At 61.2% G+C, this 22,864-nt stretch carries 30 protein-coding genes; 21 read left to right on the forward strand and 9 right to left on the reverse strand.

Annotated features, from left to right (window positions below; all coding sequences use genetic code 11):
• The 7 genes from AC4CWH_RS05030 to AC4CWH_RS05060 all read right to left on the reverse strand — a co-directional run bounded on the left by AC4CWH_RS05030 (position 1) and on the right by AC4CWH_RS05060 (position 2,528).
• The gene (locus AC4CWH_RS05030; RefSeq protein ID WP_491320651.1) at positions 1-729 is read right to left on the reverse strand and encodes a hypothetical protein; all 729 of its coding nucleotides are present in this window, start codon (positions 727-729) and stop codon (positions 1-3) included.
• Positions 726-857, reverse strand: a complete 132-nt coding sequence (locus AC4CWH_RS05035) for a hypothetical protein (RefSeq protein ID WP_491320652.1) — start codon at positions 855-857, stop codon at positions 726-728. Before AC4CWH_RS05035 ends, AC4CWH_RS05030 begins: the two co-directional genes overlap by 4 nt.
• Positions 854-1,267, reverse strand: coding sequence for a hypothetical protein (locus AC4CWH_RS05040; RefSeq protein WP_491320653.1), 414 nt, complete (start codon positions 1,265-1,267; stop codon positions 854-856). Before AC4CWH_RS05040 ends, AC4CWH_RS05035 begins: the two co-directional genes overlap by 4 nt.
• Before the next feature lie 31 nt (positions 1,268-1,298).
• Positions 1,299-1,628: a hypothetical protein gene (locus AC4CWH_RS05045; RefSeq protein ID WP_491320654.1), complete on the reverse strand. Its 330-nt coding sequence runs from the start codon at positions 1,626-1,628 to the stop codon at positions 1,299-1,301.
• 5 nt (positions 1,629-1,633) lie between these two features.
• Positions 1,634-2,092: a hypothetical protein gene (locus tag AC4CWH_RS05050; RefSeq protein ID WP_491320655.1), complete on the reverse strand. Its 459-nt coding sequence runs from the start codon at positions 2,090-2,092 to the stop codon at positions 1,634-1,636.
• Between the two features lie 4 nt (positions 2,093-2,096).
• Positions 2,097-2,306 carry a hypothetical protein gene (locus AC4CWH_RS05055; RefSeq protein ID WP_491320656.1) on the reverse strand — a complete coding sequence of 70 codons (210 nt, stop codon included), beginning with the start codon at positions 2,304-2,306 and terminating at the stop codon, positions 2,097-2,099.
• Positions 2,307-2,372: 66 nt separating this feature from the next.
• Positions 2,373-2,528 carry a hypothetical protein gene (locus AC4CWH_RS05060; RefSeq protein ID WP_491320657.1) on the reverse strand — a complete coding sequence of 52 codons (156 nt, stop codon included), beginning with the start codon at positions 2,526-2,528 and terminating at the stop codon, positions 2,373-2,375.
• A 286-nt stretch (positions 2,529-2,814) separates the two neighbouring features.
• Here AC4CWH_RS05060 and AC4CWH_RS05065 point away from each other — a divergent pair, with 286 nt between their 5' ends.
• Positions 2,815-3,675: a WYL domain-containing protein gene (locus AC4CWH_RS05065; RefSeq protein ID WP_491320658.1), complete on the forward strand. Its 861-nt coding sequence runs from the start codon at positions 2,815-2,817 to the stop codon at positions 3,673-3,675.
• On the opposite strand, the gene AC4CWH_RS05070 is transcribed toward AC4CWH_RS05065, so the two are convergent.
• Complete coding sequence (locus tag AC4CWH_RS05070; RefSeq protein WP_491320659.1) at positions 3,658-4,287, reverse strand: LexA family protein; 630 nt, start codon at positions 4,285-4,287, stop codon at positions 3,658-3,660. The two genes, AC4CWH_RS05065 and AC4CWH_RS05070, sit on opposite strands and share 18 nt — an antisense overlap.
• 86 nt (positions 4,288-4,373) lie before the next feature.
• Here AC4CWH_RS05070 and AC4CWH_RS05075 point away from each other — a divergent pair, with 86 nt between their 5' ends.
• The 13 genes from AC4CWH_RS05075 (at position 4,374) to AC4CWH_RS05135 (ending at position 15,205) form a co-directional block, all read left to right on the forward strand.
• Entirely contained in the window at positions 4,374-4,634 is a 261-nt protein-coding gene (locus AC4CWH_RS05075) for a hypothetical protein (RefSeq protein WP_491320660.1), read from the forward strand.
• Between the two features lie 344 nt (positions 4,635-4,978).
• Positions 4,979-5,431, forward strand: coding sequence for a hypothetical protein (locus tag AC4CWH_RS05080; protein ID WP_491320661.1), 453 nt, complete (start codon positions 4,979-4,981; stop codon positions 5,429-5,431).
• Positions 5,428-5,637 carry a hypothetical protein gene (locus AC4CWH_RS05085; protein WP_491320662.1) on the forward strand — a complete coding sequence of 70 codons (210 nt, stop codon included), beginning with the start codon at positions 5,428-5,430 and terminating at the stop codon, positions 5,635-5,637. The genes AC4CWH_RS05080 and AC4CWH_RS05085 overlap by 4 nt, the downstream gene beginning before the upstream one ends.
• On the forward strand, positions 5,637-5,834 hold the full coding sequence (locus AC4CWH_RS05090; RefSeq protein ID WP_491320663.1) for a hypothetical protein: 198 nt from the start codon (positions 5,637-5,639) through the stop codon (positions 5,832-5,834). Before AC4CWH_RS05085 ends, AC4CWH_RS05090 begins: the two co-directional genes overlap by 1 nt.
• Entirely contained in the window at positions 5,831-8,452 is a 2,622-nt protein-coding gene (locus tag AC4CWH_RS05095; protein WP_491320664.1) for a DNA methyltransferase, read from the forward strand. Before AC4CWH_RS05090 ends, AC4CWH_RS05095 begins: the two co-directional genes overlap by 4 nt.
• The gene (locus tag AC4CWH_RS05100) at positions 8,449-8,832 is read left to right on the forward strand and encodes a hypothetical protein (RefSeq protein ID WP_491320665.1); all 384 of its coding nucleotides are present in this window, start codon (positions 8,449-8,451) and stop codon (positions 8,830-8,832) included. The genes AC4CWH_RS05095 and AC4CWH_RS05100 overlap by 4 nt, the downstream gene beginning before the upstream one ends.
• Positions 8,832-9,365, forward strand: a complete 534-nt coding sequence (locus AC4CWH_RS05105; protein WP_491320666.1) for a hypothetical protein — start codon at positions 8,832-8,834, stop codon at positions 9,363-9,365. The genes AC4CWH_RS05100 and AC4CWH_RS05105 overlap by 1 nt, the downstream gene beginning before the upstream one ends.
• The gene (locus AC4CWH_RS05110) at positions 9,358-9,672 is read left to right on the forward strand and encodes a hypothetical protein (RefSeq protein WP_491320667.1); all 315 of its coding nucleotides are present in this window, start codon (positions 9,358-9,360) and stop codon (positions 9,670-9,672) included. The genes AC4CWH_RS05105 and AC4CWH_RS05110 overlap by 8 nt, the downstream gene beginning before the upstream one ends.
• Complete coding sequence (locus AC4CWH_RS05115; RefSeq protein ID WP_491320668.1) at positions 9,669-9,881, forward strand: hypothetical protein; 213 nt, start codon at positions 9,669-9,671, stop codon at positions 9,879-9,881. The genes AC4CWH_RS05110 and AC4CWH_RS05115 overlap by 4 nt, the downstream gene beginning before the upstream one ends.
• Positions 9,882-9,883: 2 nt before the next feature.
• The gene (locus AC4CWH_RS05120) at positions 9,884-11,863 is read left to right on the forward strand and encodes a DNA cytosine methyltransferase (protein WP_491321357.1); all 1,980 of its coding nucleotides are present in this window, start codon (positions 9,884-9,886) and stop codon (positions 11,861-11,863) included.
• The gene (locus AC4CWH_RS05125) at positions 11,860-13,227 is read left to right on the forward strand and encodes a DUF7146 domain-containing protein (protein ID WP_491320669.1); all 1,368 of its coding nucleotides are present in this window, start codon (positions 11,860-11,862) and stop codon (positions 13,225-13,227) included. The genes AC4CWH_RS05120 and AC4CWH_RS05125 overlap by 4 nt, the downstream gene beginning before the upstream one ends.
• Positions 13,227-13,406 (forward strand): hypothetical protein, encoded by a 180-nt coding sequence (locus tag AC4CWH_RS05130; protein WP_491320670.1) that lies wholly within the window; start codon positions 13,227-13,229, stop codon positions 13,404-13,406. Before AC4CWH_RS05125 ends, AC4CWH_RS05130 begins: the two co-directional genes overlap by 1 nt.
• Positions 13,403-15,205 carry a DNA primase family protein gene (locus AC4CWH_RS05135; RefSeq protein WP_491320671.1) on the forward strand — a complete coding sequence of 601 codons (1,803 nt, stop codon included), beginning with the start codon at positions 13,403-13,405 and terminating at the stop codon, positions 15,203-15,205. Before AC4CWH_RS05130 ends, AC4CWH_RS05135 begins: the two co-directional genes overlap by 4 nt.
• Positions 15,206-15,210: 5 nt before the next feature.
• Here the strand turns inward: AC4CWH_RS05135 and AC4CWH_RS05140 are convergent, their stop codons facing one another.
• The gene (locus tag AC4CWH_RS05140; RefSeq protein ID WP_491320672.1) at positions 15,211-15,561 is read right to left on the reverse strand and encodes a hypothetical protein; all 351 of its coding nucleotides are present in this window, start codon (positions 15,559-15,561) and stop codon (positions 15,211-15,213) included.
• Positions 15,562-15,636: 75 nt separating this feature from the next.
• Between AC4CWH_RS05140 and AC4CWH_RS05145 the strand changes: the two genes are divergently transcribed.
• The 7 genes from AC4CWH_RS05145 to AC4CWH_RS05175 all read left to right on the forward strand — a co-directional run bounded on the left by AC4CWH_RS05145 (position 15,637) and on the right by AC4CWH_RS05175 (position 22,864).
• Complete coding sequence (locus AC4CWH_RS05145; protein ID WP_491320673.1) at positions 15,637-16,464, forward strand: hypothetical protein; 828 nt, start codon at positions 15,637-15,639, stop codon at positions 16,462-16,464.
• A 184-nt stretch (positions 16,465-16,648) separates the two neighbouring features.
• The gene (locus AC4CWH_RS05150) at positions 16,649-17,197 is read left to right on the forward strand and encodes a hypothetical protein (RefSeq protein ID WP_491320674.1); all 549 of its coding nucleotides are present in this window, start codon (positions 16,649-16,651) and stop codon (positions 17,195-17,197) included.
• 197 nt (positions 17,198-17,394) lie between these two features.
• On the forward strand, positions 17,395-18,054 hold the full coding sequence (locus AC4CWH_RS05155) for a hypothetical protein (RefSeq protein ID WP_491320675.1): 660 nt from the start codon (positions 17,395-17,397) through the stop codon (positions 18,052-18,054).
• Between the two features lies 1 nt (position 18,055).
• Positions 18,056-20,029 (forward strand): phage terminase large subunit family protein, encoded by a 1,974-nt coding sequence (locus AC4CWH_RS05160; protein ID WP_491320676.1) that lies wholly within the window; start codon positions 18,056-18,058, stop codon positions 20,027-20,029.
• 83 nt (positions 20,030-20,112) lie between these two features.
• Complete coding sequence (locus AC4CWH_RS05165; protein WP_491320677.1) at positions 20,113-21,660, forward strand: phage portal protein; 1,548 nt, start codon at positions 20,113-20,115, stop codon at positions 21,658-21,660.
• A gap of 2 nt (positions 21,661-21,662) precedes the next feature.
• On the forward strand, positions 21,663-21,932 hold the full coding sequence (locus AC4CWH_RS05170; protein ID WP_491320678.1) for a hypothetical protein: 270 nt from the start codon (positions 21,663-21,665) through the stop codon (positions 21,930-21,932).
• A gap of 11 nt (positions 21,933-21,943) precedes the next feature.
• A complete protein-coding gene (locus AC4CWH_RS05175) occupies positions 21,944-22,864 on the forward strand; it encodes a S49 family peptidase (protein ID WP_491320679.1) in 921 nt (306 codons plus the stop codon).

The raw sequence follows: 22,864 nt of genomic DNA on the forward strand, positions 1-22,864 counted from the left end.
TCAGCCCTTCCTTGACGTGGTGGAGGTTGCCGCATGGGCGGCGTGGAGCGCGCGGGCGCGGATGAGGACTTCCTGCCCGCGCAGGCGGGTGAAGAGTTTCAAAAACTCTTCCTCGGCCTTCATGGCCCCCCATGGCTTCAGCGGGTTCTTGCGGGTGCCGAAATCCGGCGTGCGGGCCTTGCGGTGCTTTTCGGTGACATGGATGTTGGCGGCAGCCCGCGGGCCAAACAGGCTGCGGCTTTCTGCCAGCAGCATGCGTTCATCCATGGCCAGCGCGGCCGATTTCTGCCGGTTCATCCAGGCGCCGGGCGGGGGCAGGTTGGCGGCAGCATAGATAGCCTCGTCCCACTCAAGGCGGATATCGGCCATGATGCGGGTGAGGGCGAGGGCTGCCTTTTCGCCGGCGCGGGCATGCAGCATTCCCCGCAAGAGCGCCATGAACGGGCGGCAGTGATCGCCAATAAAATGTTCATGCGCATCGTGGAGGAGAAAGAGCGCGGCTGTCAGTTCGTCCTCGCCCTCGTTCAACAGGGCCTCGGTTCCCAGCACGCAATGTTGCGCCACGGAATAACCGACGCCATCCGGCACGCCATTAAAGCGGGCGATGCGCGACAGCGTGCCGGCGATGGCGCAGAAATCCACCTCCTCCACCTGCGGCAAGGCCAGATCCATCAGCGAGCCATCCGGCCGGAACGCCTCGACGACTTCGGTGAAAAGCGCCGGTCTCATTGCATGCCTCCGATGGATGTGGTGACGCTGCGCTGGCCGGCCAGTTCGCTGGAGGGGACGCTCCAGACGACAAAAATGATGGCGGCGATGAGGATCGTGCCGAGAATGTAATTGCGGGTGTTGTTCATCGGGCGGGCTCCGATGAGGCAGGGGTGCGGCTAAGCCTGACCGATGCGGCGCGCGTGAAGGCGCCGAATGTCAGTTCGCAAAAGCAATCGGATACATCGAGCCAAAGGCTGTACTTGGCCTTTGCGCCACTCTCAGCGACGACAGTCTGCGTCTGGCCACCGTAGGTCACATCGTAAAGGCGGTGCTTGTCGCCGATCTCTTTCAAGTGGCCGCTGAGTGCCTTTCGGCCCTCATCTGTGACGTGGTAAAACGCCATGCCCTCTGGAGTGCCCTTGCCGTTTCGGACCCAGTTCGGTGAAGCCTCAAACTCCAGCGCAGTCTTGCTGCCGGCGTCGGTCGCAAAGTAGTTGCGATAGCTTTCCACAGTGGGGTCGACAGGCCTTCCGAGCGCATGATCAATGCGGTCCATGGCCTTGTCCTTCAGGGATCGGTTGACCTGCTTAGACATGGTCCGATCCCTCCGGCGTTGCGGAGGCTTCTGCCTTCGCCTGCTCTGTCAGGACGGCGATCTTTGTCAGGTTCTGGGTAATGTGCAGCCTAATGATCGGCTCGCAAATAGACCACGGCACGTTAAACAGCCTATTGCTGTTGTCGCCGGAGGGGACGCCCAGTTGAAGGCCGGGCTGCTGACGCCCAAATACATCGCGAATATCGGGTGTTTCGCGCCGGTTCAGAGACTCTGTGATGATCTTCAGAAGATCTTCGGCCACTTCGACTTCGCGATAGGCACAAGCGATATCCATCGCCGTCTGTTTTGAGATGTTACCCATGACGTTCACTCCTCCCGGCCCGACAGGGCGGCGTTGAGCAGGCGCAACTCGCGCGACAGCGTGCCATCGCTTCCGGTATCGACGGGATGGCCGCTGCGCAGGGCGTTGCGGGTGTTGGTGAGGCGGCGGCGAAGATCGTTGAGCAGGGCGAGATCGGCGCGCACCTGACCTTCCAGTTCGGCCATGTGCCGGCCGTTGACGCTGAAGAATTTGAGATAGGCGAAGGCAAGCGACACGGCGCCCGCAACCCACCAGCCGGACCACGCAATCAGCATGCGCGACGTGGCGCAGCCATCTGTGGCGATGGTGGCCACGGCCTCGCCTGTCGTTTCGCCGGTGGCAATCCACACGCCAATGGCAATTGAGCCGGCCAGAATGGCGCCTGCCGTCATCAGCCCGCGGCGGGGCTTTGTGTCTTTTGCCTGCGATTTTACGCCGGGATCATCGGGGATGAAGGGTTTCATCGGTTTACACCCTCGCATCTGCGGCAAGGCGTGCCTCGATCTGCACCAGGCGTGAACCTGCGAGATAAAGGGACAGCGGGGCCAGAATGGAGAGGGTGACGATGGCACAAAGGCCGATGGCCACGGCATTAAACTGCCAGAGCGGCGCGGCGCGCCGTTTTGCCGATGGCAGAGCCGGAACGCGAGCCCCGAAAGGGGTTGTTGAATGATGCATGGGATTGACCTCCATCCGTTTGAGGTGCCGCAGCGCATGGGCTGCGGCAGGGGCAAGCGGATGGCGTCAGATGCCGTGGCGATGACGGAACTGGAGGTATTTCAGGTAAAGCAAGTCCAGAAGATCGCGGCCGACAGCAGCAAGGCCGATGGCGGCGCGGTGCGTGAAATCGGCAGGTGGGCAGGAAAGCCATTCAATGCGGGAGCGGGGTGTGGTCTGCATGGGAGTGTCCTTCCGTTTCAGGGCGCAAACCTGCCGCCGCGCGCAATGGGCTAACGCGGGGGTGCGGCGGCAGGGATTGCTTTGAGACCGGGTGAACTTTCACGAGGCGCCCGGTATGCCGTGAGTTATATGCGGGACATGTCCCGTAGTCAACGCTAAAAAGGGATATGTCCCTTATTTTGGGAGATGCTGACTTTTTGCTCGGCTGGTGAGGATCTTGCTGATTGTGATGCGCGCTCGTTAAGCTTGCAGCCTGAACGGGTAGTGGGGCTTTGGGGAGCGCGTTATGTGGTTGTTATTCGGGCTGGTGATCGTCGTGGCTTTCTGGCTGCTGGCGCAAATAGGAAAAAAACCCAAAGCATCGCCCGAGCCCGAGGAGTCCCCCCGTTTGCCAGCGGCGAGAGATGTCTCGCCGATCAGCCCGCCATCTGAACGGGTGTCTTTTCCGGCTGAGGTTCCGCACCGACCAGTTTCTGCCGTTGATAACAAACCAAAGCGGATAAAGCCGGCCTATGCGATCGATCAAAGTCGCCCGGTCACGGATCGCACGTTTGATATCTCGTATATCGACGCGGACCATGTTCCAAGCGCGCGGCGCATCGAGGTGAACGGCTTCTCCGACTTTGAGCACAAGACATATGTCGAGGCCTGGTGCCACCTTCGGCGCGATCAGCGCAGTTTCCGAGCGGACCGGATAGAGGAAATGGTTTCGGCGTCGAGCGGAGAGATCATTGAGCACCCGCGTGATTATGTGCGCACCATGCGCGAGGTTCTTTATGAGCCCGGCAAGGACTATGCATCAATCATGGCCAAGGCTCGTCCCGGCCTGATGGCGCTCATCTGGATTGCCCGTAGCGACAACGATCTGAGCGAGGCGGAAATCGAACTGATGTTGTCCTTCGTCGAGGAACGTGACAGCCTGAAGCGTAAGCGGAAAGACGCGGCGGACTGGAACCGGACCGTGATGCGGCGCGCCATTGATAATGCGCGACCGACGCTTGTGATGGCCACCGGCGCGTTGGCAGGCATGGACCCGGCGGGAACGGAAAAGCGGTTGATCGGGCGCTATGCTGCGCAGATTGCAGCAGTGGAAGAGAGTGCTGCCAAGCGTGCGCGCAAACTCGGGCTGCTAGATCTCGATGTTTGAGATGATGCGCACCGCGCGGCCGATCACGCTCGTATCCTTGTCGACGGGCAAAGGCTCGTAATCGAGATTGAAAGACGATGGCTCCAGACGATCCGGGTTTTTCATGAAGCGCTTGAACGTCGCGCCCTGAGCATTTCGGAAGACAAAATATTTGCGCGGGATAAGCTCCCTGTCGTGCGCGTTGACAATGATAACCGACCCCTCGGGCGCGATGCGGTTCATGCTGTCGCCAATGATGCGCAGGCCGAAATATCGGCCGCGCGGAAGATCGGCAATGTCGAGATGGTCTGAAGGTTCCATTTCATCGGAACCAGGTGCATCCGCAAAGCGGCCAGCAGCGACCCACGAGATAACAGGGACGCGCCTGATATTATCGGCGCTTGCGTTATCGTTGTCGCCTTCTCCGAACGCCAGCCAGCCGGCGCGAACGCCGAGCACGTCTGCCACTTTGGCAAGGCTGTCGAGGCGCGGGAGGGGAGCCTTCTCGCGTTTCCAGTCGCGGATGAGGTCTGGCCCGGCGCCCGCCTCCAGGGAGACGCGGCGCATGGACATCTTCAGCTGCTTGGCGCGCTGTTCTACCCGCTTGATGATGGCTTCTGCATTGTAGGACATGCGGGAAATATCCCTCATTGTGCGTTTTATGATGAGAGGGACATTTCCCGTTGACACTACGGGACATGTCCCGCATATTGCGCGTCATGACACAGATCGATCAACTCATCGCCGTTACGAGCGTCTTCTGCGCCAGCGCGGACATCGCGGAGGCTACGCTGTCTTCAAAGATGTTTTCGGATGGGAAGCGGATTGCTGCCTTGCGGCGCGGGTCCGATATTGGGGTTCGCCGCTTCGCAGAAGCCATGCGCTGGCTTTCCGAACATTGGCCTGTTGATGCTGTCTGGCCCGAACATGTGCCGAGGCCCGCCATCAACGCGTCTGGTATTGTCGAGGCTGCCGAATGATGCGCGCCTCCCGTTGTTTCCCCGTGCGGCCGTTTCCCTGCCGCGCCCCTTGCCAGCCGGCGCGATCCATCCGCCCGGCTGGCTCTTTCTCCCCGTCGCGTCCGGCTGCCTCCCGGCCGCGCGCAGGTTCCGGCAGCCTTCTCCTCCTCCCGGGCTGCCGGAACCGGTTTTCTTCATCGCATCTGCCGGCTTCGTTGCTGCGGCATCGTTCGCTTTCAGTTCCAAGATTTTGTGCATCGGATCCTCCATCGGGGTGATGCACCTGACGTAGCGTGAACCACGCGCGTCTTCACGGAAACAATTTGTTGTCACTTTTTCCTTGACCAGCTTTCAGGGGTCTCTCCATGCGCGCTTTTTCCAACAAAACGGCCAGTGCCCTCAAGGCCGCGACGATTTCCAGCTTCGAGGCGGTGGGTGGTGTTTCCCGCGCATCCGATCTTCTCGGCATCGGCGCGGGCACGCTTTCGAAATACGCCTCGACCTCCGATGAATGGAGCCGGAATTTCATCCGCGTGGATCTGGCCGTGGCGCTCGATGCCGCCGCCGGCCACCCGTTCATCACCTCGACGATGGGTGATCTGCTCGAAACCCGGCGCCCGCAGTCTTTCGGCGAACTGACGGCGGCTGCCGTTCTGAAACTCAATGGTATTCTGGATGACGTGGTGCGCGAGGTGGCGCTTGCCATCGATGACGGCCATGTGGATGCCGCCGAACGACAGGCGGTGAGGGCGCGCATCGTGCCGGCCATGCAGGCGCTGGCGCAGCTGGATGCGATCATTGCCGGGGTGCTGGCATGACAATTACCGGAACCTATGGCGAAGAGCGGTTCGTGGCCATCTGCAGGCTGTTGCCTGACGACCCAGACCAGGCGGTGCATCTGGCCATTTCCGTGGCAGCCGCCGCCTGCATTTCCGCCGGTGTGAAGGATGACAAGGCGCTTTCCGCTTTCGACCACGCCATCGGTTTTCTGCGCCGTTCCGGTGTTCGGAAGGTGGTGCAGTGATGGACGGAGATCTGGATTTCGTCACCGCAAACCATGAGGAGCGCCGTTGGACGGACAGCCTTCTGCCCGGCGCCATGGCCCGCGGCGAAAAAGAGCGCAGCCGCTGCAGTGTGTGCAAATCGCAGCTGACCATGGCGGAAATCATCGAAAGCCACTGCATCACCTGCGCGGAAGTTGAGCGGAAGGTGAAGCCATGAACGCGCACGCCTCCTATGTCGATTTCCTGAAAGCCAAGGTGCAGATGGCGGCCGAGGGCGGGTTCGAGGTTTCGCTTGACGAGATCAATCCGATCCTTCTGCCGCATCAGAAGGCCATGGTGGTATGGGCCTGCCGGGGCGGCCGGCGCGCGGTGTTTGCCAAGTTCGGTCTGGGCAAATCCGTCATCCAGATCGAGATCCTGCGCCTGGTTCTCTCCCGCTTTGGCGGGCGCGGGTTGCTGGTGACGCCGCTTGGCGTGCGTCAGGAGTTTCGCCGCGATGCCCATATGCTGGCAACCGGAGACCATCCCCGCATTACCGATGCGCAGCGGGCCGAGCTTCAGGCATGGCAGGCCGGCCAGCCGGACAGGGTGCCGAGTTTTACCTTCATCCGGTCGATCGAGGAATGTGGCGCCACCGGGCTCTACATGACCAATTACGAGACGGTGCGGGATGGCAAACTGGATCCTCGCCTGTTCCAGGCGGCAAGCCTCGACGAGGCATCCTGCCTGCGCGGTTTTGGCGGATCAAAAACGTTTCGCGAGTTCATGCGGTTGTTCGACGGCGTGCGCTTCAAGTTTGTGGCAACGGCCACGCCGAGCCCGAACCAGTTTATCGAGCTTCTGGCCTATTCGGCGTTTCTCGAAGTCATGGATATCGGACAGGCCAAAACTCGCTTCTTCAAGCGCAATTCGGAAAAAGCCGACACGCTGACCATCCACCCGCACAAGCAACGCGAGTTCTGGTTGTGGGTGGCCAGCTGGGCGCTGTTTGTTCAAAAGCCCTCCGATCTTGGCTTTTCCGACGAGGGTTATGACCTGCCGCCCATGGTCGTGCATTGGCACGAGTTGCCGGCCGACCATGCGGGCGCTGGCACGGAAAAGAACGGGCAGGGGAGGTTGCTGCGCAACGCATCCGCCTCGCTGTCTGACGCCGCCCGCGAAAAGCGCGACAGCCTGCCCGCCCGCATCGAAAAGCTGATGGCGTTGCGGGCCGAGAACCCTAGAGCGCACCGGTTGATCTGGCACGATCTGGAGGCCGAGCGCGCGGCGCTGGAAGCGGCCATTCCCGGCCTTGCCACCGTTTACGGCACACAAGGCCTCGACGAGCGGGAAGAGATCATCTGCAGCTTTTCCGATGGCCGCATTCAGGAGCTTGCGGGCAAGCCTTCCATGCTCGGGTCCGGCCCGAACTTTCAATACCACTGCTGGTGGGAAATCTTCCTCGGCATTGGCTTCAAGTTCAACGACTTCATCCAGGGCGTCCACCGCATCTACCGCTTCATGCAGGATCACGAAGTGCGTCTCGACCTCATCTACACCGAGGCCGAGCGGCCGGTGCGCGACAACCTGCAGGACAAGTGGAACCGCCACGAGGAGCAGATGGAGATCATGACCGGCATCATCAAGGAATACGGCCTCTCGGCCGCTGCCATGGCCGCCACGCTGACGCGATCGCTCGGCGTGGAGCGGATCGAAGTTTCGGGCGATGGGTTTCGCGTGGTCAACAATGACTGCGTGCTGGAAACGCAGGCCATGGCGGAAAACAGTGTCGACCTGATCGTCACCTCCATCCCGTTTTCGACGCAGTACGAATACAGCCCGAACTATGCGGATTTCGGGCACACGGATGATAACGGCCATTTCTGGAAACAGATGGACTTTCTCATCCCGCAGTTGTTGCGGGTGCTGTCTCCCGGTCGCATTGCCGCCATCCATGTGAAGGATCGCATCGTGCCGGGCGGGCTGACGGGCCTTGGTTTCCAGACCGTCTATCCGTTTTCCGACGATTGCATCCGTGCCTTTCAGGCGCATGGCTTTGCCTTTCTCTCGCGAAAGACGATCACGACAGATGTGGTGCGCGAGAACAACCAGACCTATCGGCTCGGCTGGTCCGAGCAGTGCAAGGATGGCAGCCGCATGGGCAATGGCATGCCGGAATATCTGCTCATCTTCCGCAAGCCGCCGACCGATGCCAGCAATGGTTATGCCGACCTTCCGGTGAAGAAGGACAAGCGCATGTGGGACGGTGCGGCGGGCGGCTGGTCGAACGACCACGGCTACAGCCGGGCGCGCTGGCAGCTGGATGCGCATGGCTACATGCCTTCTTCCGGGGACCGGCAGCTGACGCCGGCCGATCTTGCCGGGCTGGAGCATCACCAGATCTACAAGCTGTGGAAACGCTACAGCCTCGAGGCGGTCTATGATTTCGAGCATCATGTGAAGATTGCCGAGCATCTGGAGGAGAAGGGCGCGCTGCCTTCGACCTTCATGCTTCTGCCGCCGCATTCCGCCCATGACGACGTGTGGACGGATGTTGCCCGCATGCTTTCGATGAACACGCTGCAGGCACAGGCAGGCCGGGAAATGCACCTTTGCCCGCTGCAGTTCGACATCGTCGACCGCTGCATCCAGCAATATACGGAAAAGGGCGAGACGGTGTTTGACCCCTTTGGCGGGTTGATGACCGTGCCCTACCGCGCCATTCGCCACGGCCGGCGCGGCGAGGCTTGCGAGTTGAACCCGGCCTATTTTCTCGATGGCTGCAAATATGTGGAAGCGGCGGCACGCGAGATGGCGATGCCAAGCCTGTTTGACCTGATGGGAGCGGCCGAATGACCGCCCCCGCTCCCTTCTTCCTGGTGACCGACAATGCGCGCGAGGCGGCGTTGACGCTGTTTGCGCGCGAGCCGGCGCTGTTGCCGGGCTTCGTGACGCTGGTGTGTGATGCCGCCGCCATTGAGGCCATTCCGACAGGGGCGCGCGCCATTGCCTATTGGAGCCATGCCCGCGGGCTTCTGGCCGATCTCTGGCGCGAGCAGCGATTGCGCCTGCAGCTTCCCGAGGGCTGGCAGATCTTTGACGAAATCACCGCCTGGCGCGAGGCGATCTGGCGAGATGGCGCGGCAGACTTGCCCGCCGCTGCGCCACAGGCCGCGCCCATGGCCGCGCCGGCCTATTCTCCCGTTCCCGCATCCAGACAGACGAGGTGGCATTGATGCCCGAGTTTCATTTTTTTGGCGCTGTTACCATCGAGCCCAAGGATTTTGCCGCCATGACGCCTGTCTTGCAGACGGAGGCGGTGCTGCTGATGGCAGAACGTCGCGAGCCGGTGCGCCGGATGCGTGATGCGGCGGGGCTTCCCGTGGCGCTGTTGATCCGAATCGGATCGGCCAGACCGATGTTGCGCCTGAAGGAATTCGACCAGACAGACCGGCGCGCGGGCCAGCCTTATACGCCTGAAGAATGCGCGGCCCGGAAGAAGGCGTTCTCTGGATCGAACCCGGCCAAGGTGCTGGCCTTCGTGCGGTCCTGCGGTGGCACGATCCGCATGCCGCTGGTGCGGGTGGACGAGGGGGCCGGCATTGGCGCCGGCTCTTCCACCCACGCGCTGCGGGCCCTGGTTGCGCGCGGGCTGATCATCCAGACCGAGGAGGCCTGCGGCTCCACATCCAGCCGGTGGGACCTGACGCCTGATGGTGTGCGCGAAGCCGACGAACTGCTTGCGAAGGCGGAAAACGCCGATGAGTAGCCAAGCCTCCATTCTTCTCATCGCGGCCGAGACCGTGGCGGATGGCAAAAATGTTGTGTCGACGCTGGGTTTTGGCGATGCGCAGGCGCTGGGTCATATCCGCATTGTGACGGAGCCGCACGGGCTTCGCGGCTGGCGCGCGGGAACGCCGGTTCTCTTTCCCTGCAGCCTATCCCCGGCCGCGCGTGGCCATGCGCATCTTTCCAACGAAATGCTGGATGCGCTCGATGCCTATGCCCGCGCGGGCCTTCTCTGCCCGGTGAACCGGGACGAAGCCACAACCTTCATCAAAGGAGTGATGCGATGATCGGTCTCGACAGGGCAGACCCGCGCCGGGCCGGATCCTCGGCTATGAGCGGCAAGATGGATGAGAAGAAGGCGCTGGCCGCCATCATCCTGTGGAATTCTGGCCATTTCGACACGCTGGACATCGGCAATGTGCTGGATGTCGGCGAGGACGCCGTGTGCCGGACGCTGCATGCAGCAAGGTCTGTTGTGCGGGAGGGTGCGCGATGAATATGCATGCGCCATCGCTTTTCGCGGGCACCATTCTGGCGGGCCTTGCGCTTGCAGCGCCCGCTGGCCGGCCGCTGATCATCGACAGCTTTGCAGGCGGCGGCGGGGCTTCCACCGGCATCGAGCAGGCGCTTGGCCGCTCGCCGGATTATGCCATCAACCACAACGAATGGGCGCTGCTCCTGCATGAGGTGAACCATCCGGACACGATCCACCTTTCGGAAAATGTCTACAGGATCGACCCGCTCGACCACCTCCGCGGCAAGCATATCGGGCTCGCCTGGTTCTCTCCCGATTGCAAACATTTTTCCAAGGCCAAGGGCGGCAAGCCGGTGGAGCGCAACATTCGCGACCTCTGCTGGATCATTCCCGGCTGGATAGAGCGCATCCAGAAGAGCGGCGGCAAGGTGGATGTCGTCATCATGGAGAACGTGGAAGAGTTCAAGGATTACGGGCCGCTGATCGAGACTCCGCGCGGTCTGATGCCGGATCCGGACAAGAAGGGCGAAACCTACCGGAAATGGTGCAAGACCATTCGCAAGCTTGGCGGGCGCATGGAAAGCCGGGAACTGCGTGGACGGAATTTCGGCGCGCCGACAATCCGCAAGCGGCTGTTCATCATCATCCGTTTCGACGGGCAGAAGATCGTCTGGCCGAAGGAAACCCATGGCGCACCTGACGACAGGGATGTGATTGCCGGGCGCAAGCAGGCATGGCCCATCGTGGCCGATTACCTGGACTGGAGCATTGCCTGCCCGTCGATCTTCGATACGGCGGACGAGATCTGGCAGAAGCACCAGCTGCGGTCTGTGCGCCCGCTGGCCGACAACAGCCATGCGCGGATTGCGCGCGGGTTTGACCGGTATGTGTTGCAGGCCAAGCGGCCGTTTCTTGTGCAGATCGGCTATGGCGAGCGGGAAGGGCAGGCGCCTCGGTGCATGAGTGTCGACAAGCCTATCGGGACCATTGTCGCAGGTGCGGTCAAGCATGCGCTTGTGGGGCCGCATGTGATGACGATGCGCAACGCGCAAAAGCCCTATGTGAGCGTTGACGAGCAAGCGCATACGGTGACGGCTGGTGGTGCGCACCAGATGCTGGTTGCGCCCTCAATCCAGAGGTTCAACGGCGGTGCCACCGGATCTGCGATGGATGAGCAGGCCCCGGCCATCACGGCAAACAGCTTTATCGAGCGGCAGGGCGGCGCAAACCGGCCTATCGATGGGCAGGCGCAGACGATCACGGCCAGCGACAAGGACCAGAACGCGGTTTTTTGCGGTTTCATGGCGCAGGCGAACAATGACAGCCGGCGCATCGGCGGCGTGAACCCCGGCAGGCCACTCGACGAGGCGGCCTCGACCATTACGCAATCCGGCAGCCAGCAGCAGCTTGTTTCCGCCTATGTGGCCCGCCAGTTCGGCACCTCGACCGGGCATGGCGTGGATGAGCCTTCGGCCACCATCATGGCGGACGGGCAGGGCAAGAGCCAGCTGGTGATGCCCTATCTGCAATCCTATTACGGGCAGGGGGATGGAGGGCGCGAGGACGAGTCCTGCCGCACCGTGACGACGCGGGACCGGTTTGGGCATGTTGCCGCAACCGTCAGCGTGCCGCCCTTCACCGAAGCGCAGGCGGGCCGTGCGCGGCAGGTGGCGGACTTCCTGCGCGCCCATGGCGTTTGGGATGAACGCGAGTTCGTGACGCTTGATGTGGACGGCGTGACCTTCGTGGTGGTCGATATCGGCATGCGGATGCTGACGCCGCGCGAACTGTTCAACCTTCAGGGTTTCCCGCCCGACTACAAGATCGATGGTTATTTCGACACGACGCGCATTGGCCACGATGGCAGGCCTCTGTGGGTGCCGTTTTCAAAATCCGTCCAGGTCAGCTGCGTTGGCAACAGCGTGTGCCCGCCGGTGGCGAAAGCACTGGTGGCGGCCAATTGTGGGCAGCTTGCGGTACAGGAAGAGAAGGTGGCGGCATGAGCACCATTCTCGACGAATTCATCATCCGCGCCAAGGCAATCGATTTTGCCCGGGCCTGCGATATTCTGAAGATCCCGCAGCCGCCGCAGCGCAAGACCGAATATCAGGGGCCTTGCCCGCAGCCGGGATGCGGCGGGAGCGACCGGTTTTCGGTGAACCGGGGCAAGGCCGTGTGGAACTGCCGCGGCTGCGGACATGGTGGGCGGGACGGATTGAGCCTTGCCGCCCATGTGCTGCTGTTTGACCTGCGGGAGCGTTCCGGCTTCCTGGGGGCCTGTTCGGCGCTTCTGTGTGAAGAAATCCCCAAGGAGGGCGAGCGGGAGACGGATGAGGAAAAGGCGGACCGCGAGGCGCGGATTGCGCAGGCGCTGGCTGATCTCGATCGACAGAACGGTGAAAAACAAGAGGAGCGCAATGCGCACCGCGAACGCGAGATTTTGCGCGCACGCGGGCTGTGGCTGGAAGCGGCGGATTGCCTTTCGGGCACCAACGTTGCGGTGTTCGGCCGCGGCGTGATCCGTGATTACCTGAAGGCGCGCACCGGCTTTCTGGTGCCGGAAACGCTGTTCGAGAACGCCCGCTTCCGGCCCTCTGCCGGTTATTACAAGGGTGAGGACCGCGCCGGCCGGCCGCTTTCCATCTTTTCCGGCCCGGCAATGATCCTGCCGATCGTGAACCCGGAAGGGCGCATCATCGGCTGCCACCAGACGTGGATCGATCTCGACTGCCCACAGGGCAAATATCGGCCGATCCTTTATGGCCTGACGAAGAAGGGTGCCGAGGCCGGTTATTCCGTGGTGACGGATCATCGGCGGCATGCGCCGTCTGCCGATCTGATCGCGGCCGGGTTCTATGAGCGGCTGCCATCCAAGAAGATGCGCGGCGTGAAGAAGGGCGGGCTTGTGCCGCTGATCGGCCAGCCGGAGCTTTTGCGCTGGGTGGGCGGCGAGGGCATCGAGAACGTGGTGGCCTTTGCCGGCGCTGAAGGGTTTCGGGCCGATACGTTCTATTTCACCTCTGGCGATCTCGGCAATCTGGCCGGCCCGGCCGAGCTATCCTCCAGCTTTGCGCATCCCGATCTCACCTACACCGACACGCTCGGCCGCGTGCGCAAGGTGAAGGTGGCCGGCCCCGTGCCGAAGGCAGGACAGGGGCCGGAGGATGCCATGCAGGTGGCCGAAAATGTGGCGGAGCTGCTGCTGCTGGCCGATGGCGACAGCGAGCCGGTGTTTACAGCCTCTGCCATGGCGCGCGCCAAGGCGCGGCTGGCGCGGTCGGGGCTTGAACCTCTGGTGGTGTGGCCGCCGGCGGGCATGGATTTTTCAGGGGCACTGAGTGCCGCGCTGAGCAAGGGAGGCGTGTGATGTTTGATTCTACTTTCTTCATGTTCATGGCGCCGTTTCTAGCCGGGGCCGCCGTGTTTTGCGGCTGGACGTTGGTTGGGTTCGGCGCGCTGTACCCTCTGATCGTCGTCATCGCGGTTGTCCCCGCCTATGTGGTTTTTTCTTTTATTCTTGAAAAATACTGGATGCCGCGCCCATGACAGAGACACCCAAAGGCGGCGTGCCGGAGGCGGTGGCGCAGCTGTTGAAAGAGGCCCATGCGCAGCGCGCGGTTTATGCCGGAAACCCGGACCCTCTGCCCCTGGGCGAGCCGGAAGAGGCAGAAGCGGACCTTGAACTTTCGCCGGATGAAATCCTCGAGGAATGCGCGGCCCTGCCGGAAACCGACATTGGCAATGGCGAGCGGCTGCGCGTGCGCTACGGCCGGTTTCTGCGCCATGTGACGCATGTGGGCTGGCATGGTTACGACGGCCAGCGCTGGATGGAGGATACATCCGGTTCCGTGGTGCGCCGTTTTGCGCACCGCACGGCGGAATTCATCGATGATGAGGCGATCCTGCTCGATTGCTCCGATGAGGAAAAGGCGAAGATCGTGGCCGGGCGCCAGGCGCGCGAGGACATGAAGGCGCTGGGCAAGAAGGCCAAGGACTGGACGGCCGAGCAGCTGGAGACATTTGAAAAGCTGCAGGTGCTGATCGACGCCATGGACGGGGTGGAAAAGGACCGATCCGGGCGGATATCATCCCGCCACAGCCACGCCAAGAGCGCCTGCGGCTCCTCCAAGATCGACAACATGCTGCGCGAGGCGGTGCCTTATTGCTCCGTTGAGGTGAAACAGCTGAACACGGATCTTTATGCGCTGAACACGCAAAGCGGCACGCTGCGTTTCTTTTGTTCGGAAGCGCAGGGCGGAAAGACTGGCACATGGACTGTGCGGCTGGACCGGCATGAGCCGCGCGACCTGATTTCCAAGATGGCCGAGGTGATGGTGCTGAAGGATGCATCTTGCGTGGTGTTCGACCAGTTCCTGAAGCGGGTGATGCCGGATGTGGAATACCGCCGGTTTCTGCAGCGATACATGGGTTATTGCCTTCTGGGTCTGACGGGCGAGCAGTGCCTGCTGTTCTTTTACGGGGCAGGGCGAAACGGCAAATCCACCTTCGTGGATCTGATGGTGGATATTCTGGGCGACTATGCCGCTTCCATGTCCATCGACAGCTTTGCCGGGGAAAAGCGCCGTTCGGGCGCGGAGGCAACGCCAGACCTTGCCCGGCTGCCCGGCGTGCGCCTTGTGGCGGCGAGTGAGCCGGAAATGGGGGTTCACCTGAAGGACGCGCTGATCAAGGCGCTGACGGGCGGCGAACCGCTGGCGGTGCGCCACCTGAACAAGGATTTCTTCGAGATGATCCCGCATTTCAAGATTATCCTCTCGGGCAACCACAAGCCGATCATCAAGGATGACAGCGACGGCATCTGGCGGCGCGTTCACCTGGTGCCGTGGGAAATCCAGATCCCTGAAGACGAGGTGGACCGTGATCTGCCGCGCAAACTGCGGGCCGAGCGCCATGGCGTGTTCGCCTGGATGGTGAAGGGCGCGCTGGATTATCTGCAGAACGGTCTTGGCGTGCCGGAGGGCGTGCGGGCTGCCACCGCGGAATATCGCGAGGAAAGCGACCCCATCGGCGCGTTCCTGCGCAATGCCTGCCATGTGACCGGGAATGACAGCGACCAGGAGACGCCGGAGGATCTGTTCAACGGGTTTGTGCGCTTTGCGAAACGCGAAGGCCTTTCCGAATTCAGGCAGGCGACTTTCTCCAAGCGCCTGCCAGACCAGACCCGCAAGACATGGAAGGGGCCGGATGGGCTTATGCACATGTTCTGGCGCATCCGCTCCAATGGAACATTCTATCGCGGCATCCGTGTGCGCGACGAATTCCGCACTGGTGGCGATGATGGCCATTATGCGCCGCCGCGCGAGGACTGGCCCGATGATCGCTGACATTTTCACCCGAACCCCTCGCTGGACAGGACGGGCGTCGTCATCCTATGCTGGCCTTTCGCACCATTCCAAGGGTGTGGGGCCGGCGAATTGGACAGGAAGGACAGGAAACTGTCCGCGCCGGACAGCAACGGACAGCAGAGACGTTGAAAATCTGAAAGCCACATCAATGGCTTGTACAGCTTGGACAGATTGGACAGCAAATCTCCGACCTTTTGCATGTGCGCGTGTGCGCGCACGATCTTCCATGCCTTTCTGGCCATGGTTTGAATTTGCATCTGCCTCATGTGCAAAAGGTTGAGTATTTGCTGTCCAACCTGTCCAAGCATTGTTTTTATTAGATAATTCCTGTCCATTTTTCTGTTTTTGCTGTCCGTTTCAATGTTTCTATCTGTCCAATCTGTCCAACACCTCTTTCTGAAGGAAAGAAGATGATGAAAAAAAAGATGAATGCTGAATTCAAAAAGATCATGGGCATTGAAGAGCTTCTGCAATGGGCTTTCTGTCAGGAGCTTTGCAAGGTGGGGGCGGCGGGTGACCGGCTGACGACGGTGGCCGGTTCCAACTGGAGCGTGACACAGGATATGGCAACGCTCGGCACGCTGATCGACAAGAGCCCGAACGCCTTTGGCGTCATCCCCGGCTTTATTGAGGATGGCGATCCGCATCCGGATGCGCTGCTAGTGGGGGCTGCCGTACGCGGGCTGGCGCAGGTTCGTTTCGAGATCCCGAAAGAGTGGGCGCCGTTTCCGGAGTTTGACGATCCGCACGGGCTGATCGCGCGCGAAGTGGAACGGGTTGTCTCGGAAGTCGTGATCAAGGGCGACCGGCTCAACGGCCGGCACCTGGTGGCGCTGGTGACGGGCGCGGCCATTCTGGGGCGTGGGCCGGACTGGGAATGCGAGCAACCGACGTTTCGCATGGTGAGTGCTGCCGGAAAGCCGCTCTGGTTTGTGAAGAAGACGCAGAAGGACGGGTTTGGCCGGGTCTATGAATTCGAGGTGGATGGTTATGACCGTAAGCGTTCGCGTCCGTTGAGCGGGGCTTATCGGAAGTATGAGATTTCCACGATGATGCGCGGCGCGATCCTCTCCCGCCTCGACTGGCAGCTGTGGCGGCATGCGCTGGAATGCCTGGGCAACGACCTTGCGGGCCGGTTGAGTGCGCACGATGTCGCGGCCTTTTATCCCGACCGTCGCCCGTGGGTGAGGGCGGCAAAAATGCGCGCCGAAAGCCAAGTCATTGAAAAGGCGTCCTGATATTTTTCGCGATACCCCTTCCGACGCGGCAGATGTTTGACATAACTTGGACCCTAGATAATTCTTATGAAAAGCCCGCTGGCGGAAACGCTCGGCGGGCTTCGTGTTTCCGGCTTTCGCCGGCAGATGCGGGAGGCGGCCATGAACTCCGCCGCTGTAATGGCGGCTCGAAGGGAATGCATCCGTGACGATCGAGACGATCTTCGACGCTTCGGACTTTGAGCAGCTGGGGCGGGCCATTTCCCGGCTGCCCGGTGATATCAAGACCAAGGCCATGGCGCGGGCCATGACACGGTTGCGCCAGCGCGCGCGCACCGAAGTCGTCAATCGCAATGCCGAACACACGCAGATGCCGAAAGGCCGCATCCGCAAATTGACCACGGCACGGTTCAATGCCGGTGGTCACACGCAGGAAGTCACGGTGAAGTCCGGCTGGATCGGGCTTTATGCGCTTGGCGCGAGACAGACCAGAACCGGCGTAACGGTTCGCGGGCGCGGCAAATACGACCACGCCTTTCTCGCCACGATGAAGAGCGGCCATCGCGGCGTCTTCATCCGGGACTATCCGGGCGAGAAGGGGAAGAAGGCCAAGATCAGGGAACTCTACGGCGCCAACCCTGCTCACGCGATCACGAACAACCCGGATGTATATCTGGAGGTTCTGGCGGACCTGATCGAGAAAGAGTTGGCGCCGCGTTTCCTTCACGAACTCGACCGCATCCTCCCGCGGTGAGGGTCGACAGGGTCCTTCGAACGCTGTTGCAAACCCGCAACACCCCGGCGACCCCCACCCCCCGGTCAAGGGACCGTACCAGCCTCGACCCCCGCACGGGCCGGGACGACCCCGAGATCTCGCCAGTCTGAGGCTAAAAAAGAAGCCTAAACTTCTAAAGAGTGGCTAAAGAGCTAAAGAAGGTCGGTAAAGTCGCGATGGAAGGCGCTGTAAGCAAAGGAGAATTCGCCGCGATCATTGGTGTCTCTCCCGGCCGCGTCAGCCAGTATCTGACTGAGGGCAAGATATCCTCTGCTGCGTTGCACGGGTCAGGTCGAAACGCCAAGATCATTGTCGAGCAGGCGAAGGCGGATCTTCGACTGACGCTCGACGTTGCGCAGCGCCTTGGCAACGGGATTGAGACAAGGCTGGACCCCGATGCATCGGATGCTGGTTCGCCTGCGGTCGGCTATGGTGGTGGCCGAGCAGCCGCAGGCATCAAGGACCCGTCCCAGATTTCGGGCATCGACCACGAAATCAAGCAGCAGAAGCTGGAGCAACTGCGGCGCGCCAACCGCAATGCAGCGCTTGCGGATGCGCAGGCCAGCGGGTCACTGATCGAAACGGATACTTCGAGGGCCGGCATGTTGCGCGTTGCCTCCGGCATGCTGCTGGTGTTCGAAGGTGGACTGACGGACCTTGCGTCTGCGATCGCGGCCGAGTTCAAACTCCCGCAGCGCGACGTGCTGCACCTGATGCGACGTGAATTCCGCAAGGTGCGCGAGAATGCCGCCAAGCAGGTGAGGGCCGAGGCTATCGAACTGCCGGAAACGGTCGAGACTTCGATCGAGGCGGAAGAGATCGAGACGATCAACTGACATGACATCGATGATCGTCAACACTGCCAACGCCGAGCGCCTGGCGTGTGATGTGCTGGCCGAGATCCTGACGCCACCGCCGGAAGTCGATTATCTGGCATGGGCGGAAAAGAACATCCGGTTCTCGGAACGCGAAAGCCAGTTCCCCGGGCCTTACAACAGGGACGGGTTCCCGTATTTCGATGAGATCCTGCGGGCGCTATCGCCTGTAGATCCTTGCCGCACCGTCACCATCATGAAATCTGCCCAGCTGGGCGGAACGGTGCTGGCCAATATCTTCACGCTTGGTTCCATGGATATGGACCCGAGCGACGTTCTCTACGTCCATCCGACAGAGAACAACGCTGCACGCTGGAGCAAGATGAAACTTGCGCCGATGCTGCGCAACACCAGTGCCCTTGCCCGCCTGTTCCCGATGAAAAACCGGGATGGGCTCGACAGCCTGCTCTACAAGGAGCGCGTCGACGGTCGCGGGGCGATCCAGATCTCGGGCGCCAATTCTGCGGCGTCCCTGTCGCAGGTATCCATGCGCCGGCAGGTGCAGGACGACTTATCGAAGTGGGAGAACAATTCCGGCGGTGACCCGGAAACGCAGGCGGACAGTCGATCACGCGCCTACGAGTTCGCGAAGATCCTCAAGATCTCGACGCCGCTCGTCATGCCGGGTTGCCGCATCACCAAGAACTTCGAGGAAGGCAGCCAGGAGCATTTTTATGTTCCCTGCCCGCATTGCGATCACTACCAGACGCTCGAATGGGAAAATCTTCTTGCCAACCTCGATGAGGCAAAGCCGGAAGACGCTCATTTCACTTGCGTCGAATGTGGTTGCACGATCGAGGAACATCACCGTTCCCGCATCGTTCGCCGCGGAGAGTGGCGGGCGAACAACCCAAAGGCAAAGCGCCATCACAGATCATTCTATTTGTGGTCTGTGGTGTCTGCCCTGCAGAGTTGGGAGCGGATTGCGCGAGAATGGCTGGGTGCGCGTGGCGACCCCGCTTCCGAGCAGACATTCCTCAACGACACCGTTGGGCGGGCCTATGTCGCCGCCGGCGAGGCTCCTCCTTGGGAGACGCTGAGAGACAGGGCTGCAAATTCTGATTATTCGCGTGGCCGCATTCCGTTGGGCGGGCTTGTTCTCACCATCGGCATCGACTGTCAGGGTGATCGTGTCGAGTGGCAAACAGTGGCCTGGGGGCGTGATTTTCGCCGCTTCGTCATCGATTACGGTGTGATCCCCGGGCACATCTCGGACAAGGTCTGCCAGGACCGATTAGATGCTCTGACGAAACAATCATGGGTCAACAGCGTTGGCCGGCGCATGACCCCCGATAGAATCGGGATCGACGGGAACGCCTATACTGAAGAGGTTTGGCAGTGGGCCAAGCGTCACCCGTCGAGCCTGGTCGTGATGGTTCGCGGCGACAATAGTGACACGGCGCCTTTGACGCGGCTTGTCAAGAAAGAACGCAACCACAAGACCGGGAAATTTATCCGGTATTCGCGGCGGTTCTATAACTTCAACGGCTCCATCCTGAAGATGGCGCTCTATCGAAACGTTGCCAAGGAAGACCCGCTCGAGCGCGGGTTCGTCGGTTTCCCGAAAGGGATGGAAGACGAATATTTCCGCCAGTTGACCGCCGAACGTCGCGTTCCGAAGAAACGCAAGGACGGTTTCACGGAATACAAATGGCACAAGGACGATGCGCAGGCCAACGAAGGTCTGGACACCATGAACCAGGCAGAGGTTGCGGCCATCCTCTATGGCATTCGTGGCATGCCTGATGCGATCTGGGACAGGCTTGAACGCGAGCGCGAAACGCCGGTGGCAGACGCGCAACTGGACTTCGAAGATAGCCTTTTTGCTTATGCAAGCCAGCAGCCTGCAGCAAATCAGGACGCGCCCCCGCTGGTGGCGACCCCGAAGCAACCTGCGGCAAAGCCCGCGGAAAACAGGTGGATGAAGCGGAAATGAATGAGAAGGTTAGGGTGAGGGTGAAGGCCGGGAGTTCGGCCGCGCCAGCAGTCCGTCCTTCGGGGGAAACGTCGGGGCCGCGCATGCGGTCTGCCTATATGCGCGATACGCAATCAGGCGTGATTGCAAAGCGCCCGACATCACTGCGCGAGCATCGTGACGAGATCCGCCGCGTCTGGACGCGGGCGGCAGGCCTTGCGATGGATATGCTGGCCAACAGTGGCAAGCTGCGCGGTGCGGCAGACCAGATCATTGCCGATACCGTTGGCATTGAGCTGCAGTTAAACCCGCGCCCTGACCTGACGCGGTTTGGCTATAGCCGGCAAGAGGCTATCGCATGGGTGCGGGAGTTGAAATCTGAGTGGAAAATATGGGCCTGGAACCCATTGGAATGCGATTTCCGCGCCAAATGGACCATCCCTCAGATGACCGATATTGGCGTACGTAACTGGCTGGCCTATGGAGAAAGCATTGGACTTTGCCAATATCTGCCGGCTTCGGAACGCCTGCCCGGCACAAAGACCGGGACAAAGTTTTTACTGCTTTCGCCGCAACAGCTGGTGCAGGACACAAACGACGTTGAGCGAATGTTTCAGGGTGTCATTCACGATGTCATTGGCCGGCCGGTAGCCTATCGTTTTGAAGCAAAGCGCAATGGCTTTAAGAAGAAATTAGATTATCCGGCAAGAGATGCAGACGGACGGCAAATCGTAATGCATGCCTTTGATCCATTTCAGGATGACGACGTGCGGGGCATCTCACCGCTGGTGACGACGTTTCGCAAGTATTTGATGGGAGAGAATGCAGACGATGCGACGGCGCAGCTTATGTGGCTGCAACAAATCCACAGCCTAGTTCTGAAAAGCGATAAGCCAAGCGCCGACGCTTTTGAGGCTTTGGAAGTGATGCAGGATCAGGCTGGGCAAGCCGGCACGGCCATTGCCACGGATCTCGTCAATTATTTCAAGGCGCAACTGACCAAAGCCTCCGAAAACGATATTCGCGTCGGTGCGGATGTCGGGGTGTCTCATCTGGCACCTGGGGAGGATCTGGAATTCAAGAACTTGACGACCCCGGGACCGAACCACAAGGAATTCATCGGCACGATCAACCGGGAAACGGCCCGCGCGCTTGGCATCACCTATGGCGGTTATACGCTGGATTTCACCGATGCGACCTATTCATCGACGCAGATGGAAACCGCAGCGCTGTGGCCCATCGCGCGACGCCGCACGGATCGTATCGCCGCGCCGCATGTGCTTGTGCCCTATGCAAGCTGGGTGGATGAGCGGATCGAGACGGGCGCTACACAGTTCAAGGGGGGCGTCGAAGCCTACCGCGCCAACCGTGAGGCTGTCCTCTGGGCGCTCTGCACCGGGCCGAGCAAGCCGACCGCCGATGATGTGAAAAAGGCCAAGGGTGCCAGCGAACGCATCGTCAACGGAACCGGCACGCTGGAGCAGGAAATCAGCGAGGATGGCGGCGATCCGGAGGAAGTCTTCGAAAGCCGCGTCTACTGGCACAACCGTTACATCGCCGCCGGCATGAAATCGCCGTTCGAACGTGGGCTTCCAAGCGACGCCGCGTCGTCGGATGAGCCGAAACCCAAGACCGCAAAGCAGGGCGCCTGATCATGGCCAATACCGTCAAGATCGCCGGCATCACCGTCGATATCGAAGATCCGTGCGCGCTTTATGCCGCCCTTTCGGCGGCAAAGGAGAAGCGGCTGGCGGGTGAGCAGATCGAGGAAAGCGAAATCCGCTCGCCGGTCATGCAGCAGCGGGTGAAGGTAGCGAGTTCCACCATCGGCGATATTGAGAAGGAACTGGTACGGCTGCAGGCGGCCTGCCAGGCGAAAACCACCGGCTTCCGGCCGTCGCGTCGTCGGCGCATGACCTATTGAGGATCTGATCGATGAGCTTTCGTTATGCCCATATCGCGCAGCGTGTGTTCAACACGCCGCTGCTTTACGACGCCCGCAAGGCGGAGGCATTTCTTGAAGGGCTCGGCGGGCGGATCGCCGGGGACACGATCGTCATCACCAATGCCGAAGGCGCCGTGGATCATGTCGCCGGGGCCAATGGCCGGCCGCTTGCCGGTAAACTCGGCGGGCGGATCGAGCGGGCCTATAGCCGCGCCAACCTGCTGCCTTTCGACATGGTCGACAATGTCGCCATCATCCCTGTCGAGGGATCGCTCGTTCACAAGGGCGGGTGGCTTGGTTCGGCTTCGGGCGAAACCTCCTATCAGGGCCTGCAGGCGCAGATTGCCATGGCGGAACGCTCCGCTGCGGTGCGCGGTGTAGCCTTCGAAGTAGACAGCTACGGAGGCGAAGTGAACGGCGGGTTTGAAACGGCCTCTTCCATCGCCCGCCTTTCGAAGTTGAAGCCGACCGTCTCGATCCTGACGGATTTTGCCTATTCTGCCGGTTACATGCAGGCCAGCCAGGCGCGCAGCGTCATCATGCCGAAATATGGCGGCGCGGGCTCCATCGGCGTCATCATGATCCATGCGGATTATTCGAAGAAGCTGGAGAAGGACGGCATATCGCTGACCATCATCCGCGCCGGCAAAATGAAGGCGAGCGGCAGCCCCTATGAGGCGTTGAGCGGTGACCTGGCCGAACGCTGGTCGGCACAGGCCGAGGCCATCCGCGGCGATTTTGCCGAACTGGTGGCGCGGGGCCGGCGTGGCCGCATCACGAAGGCCAAGGCTCTGGCCACTGAGGCCGATGTTTACGAGGCGAGCGATGCGCTTGCCATGGGGCTTGTCGATGCCATCGGCGACCCCGTGGAGGCGTTTGACGCCTTCGTCAAGGAAGTCAACCGGAGTTAA

This window comes from Neorhizobium sp. PAMB6716, from assembly GCF_058242805.1.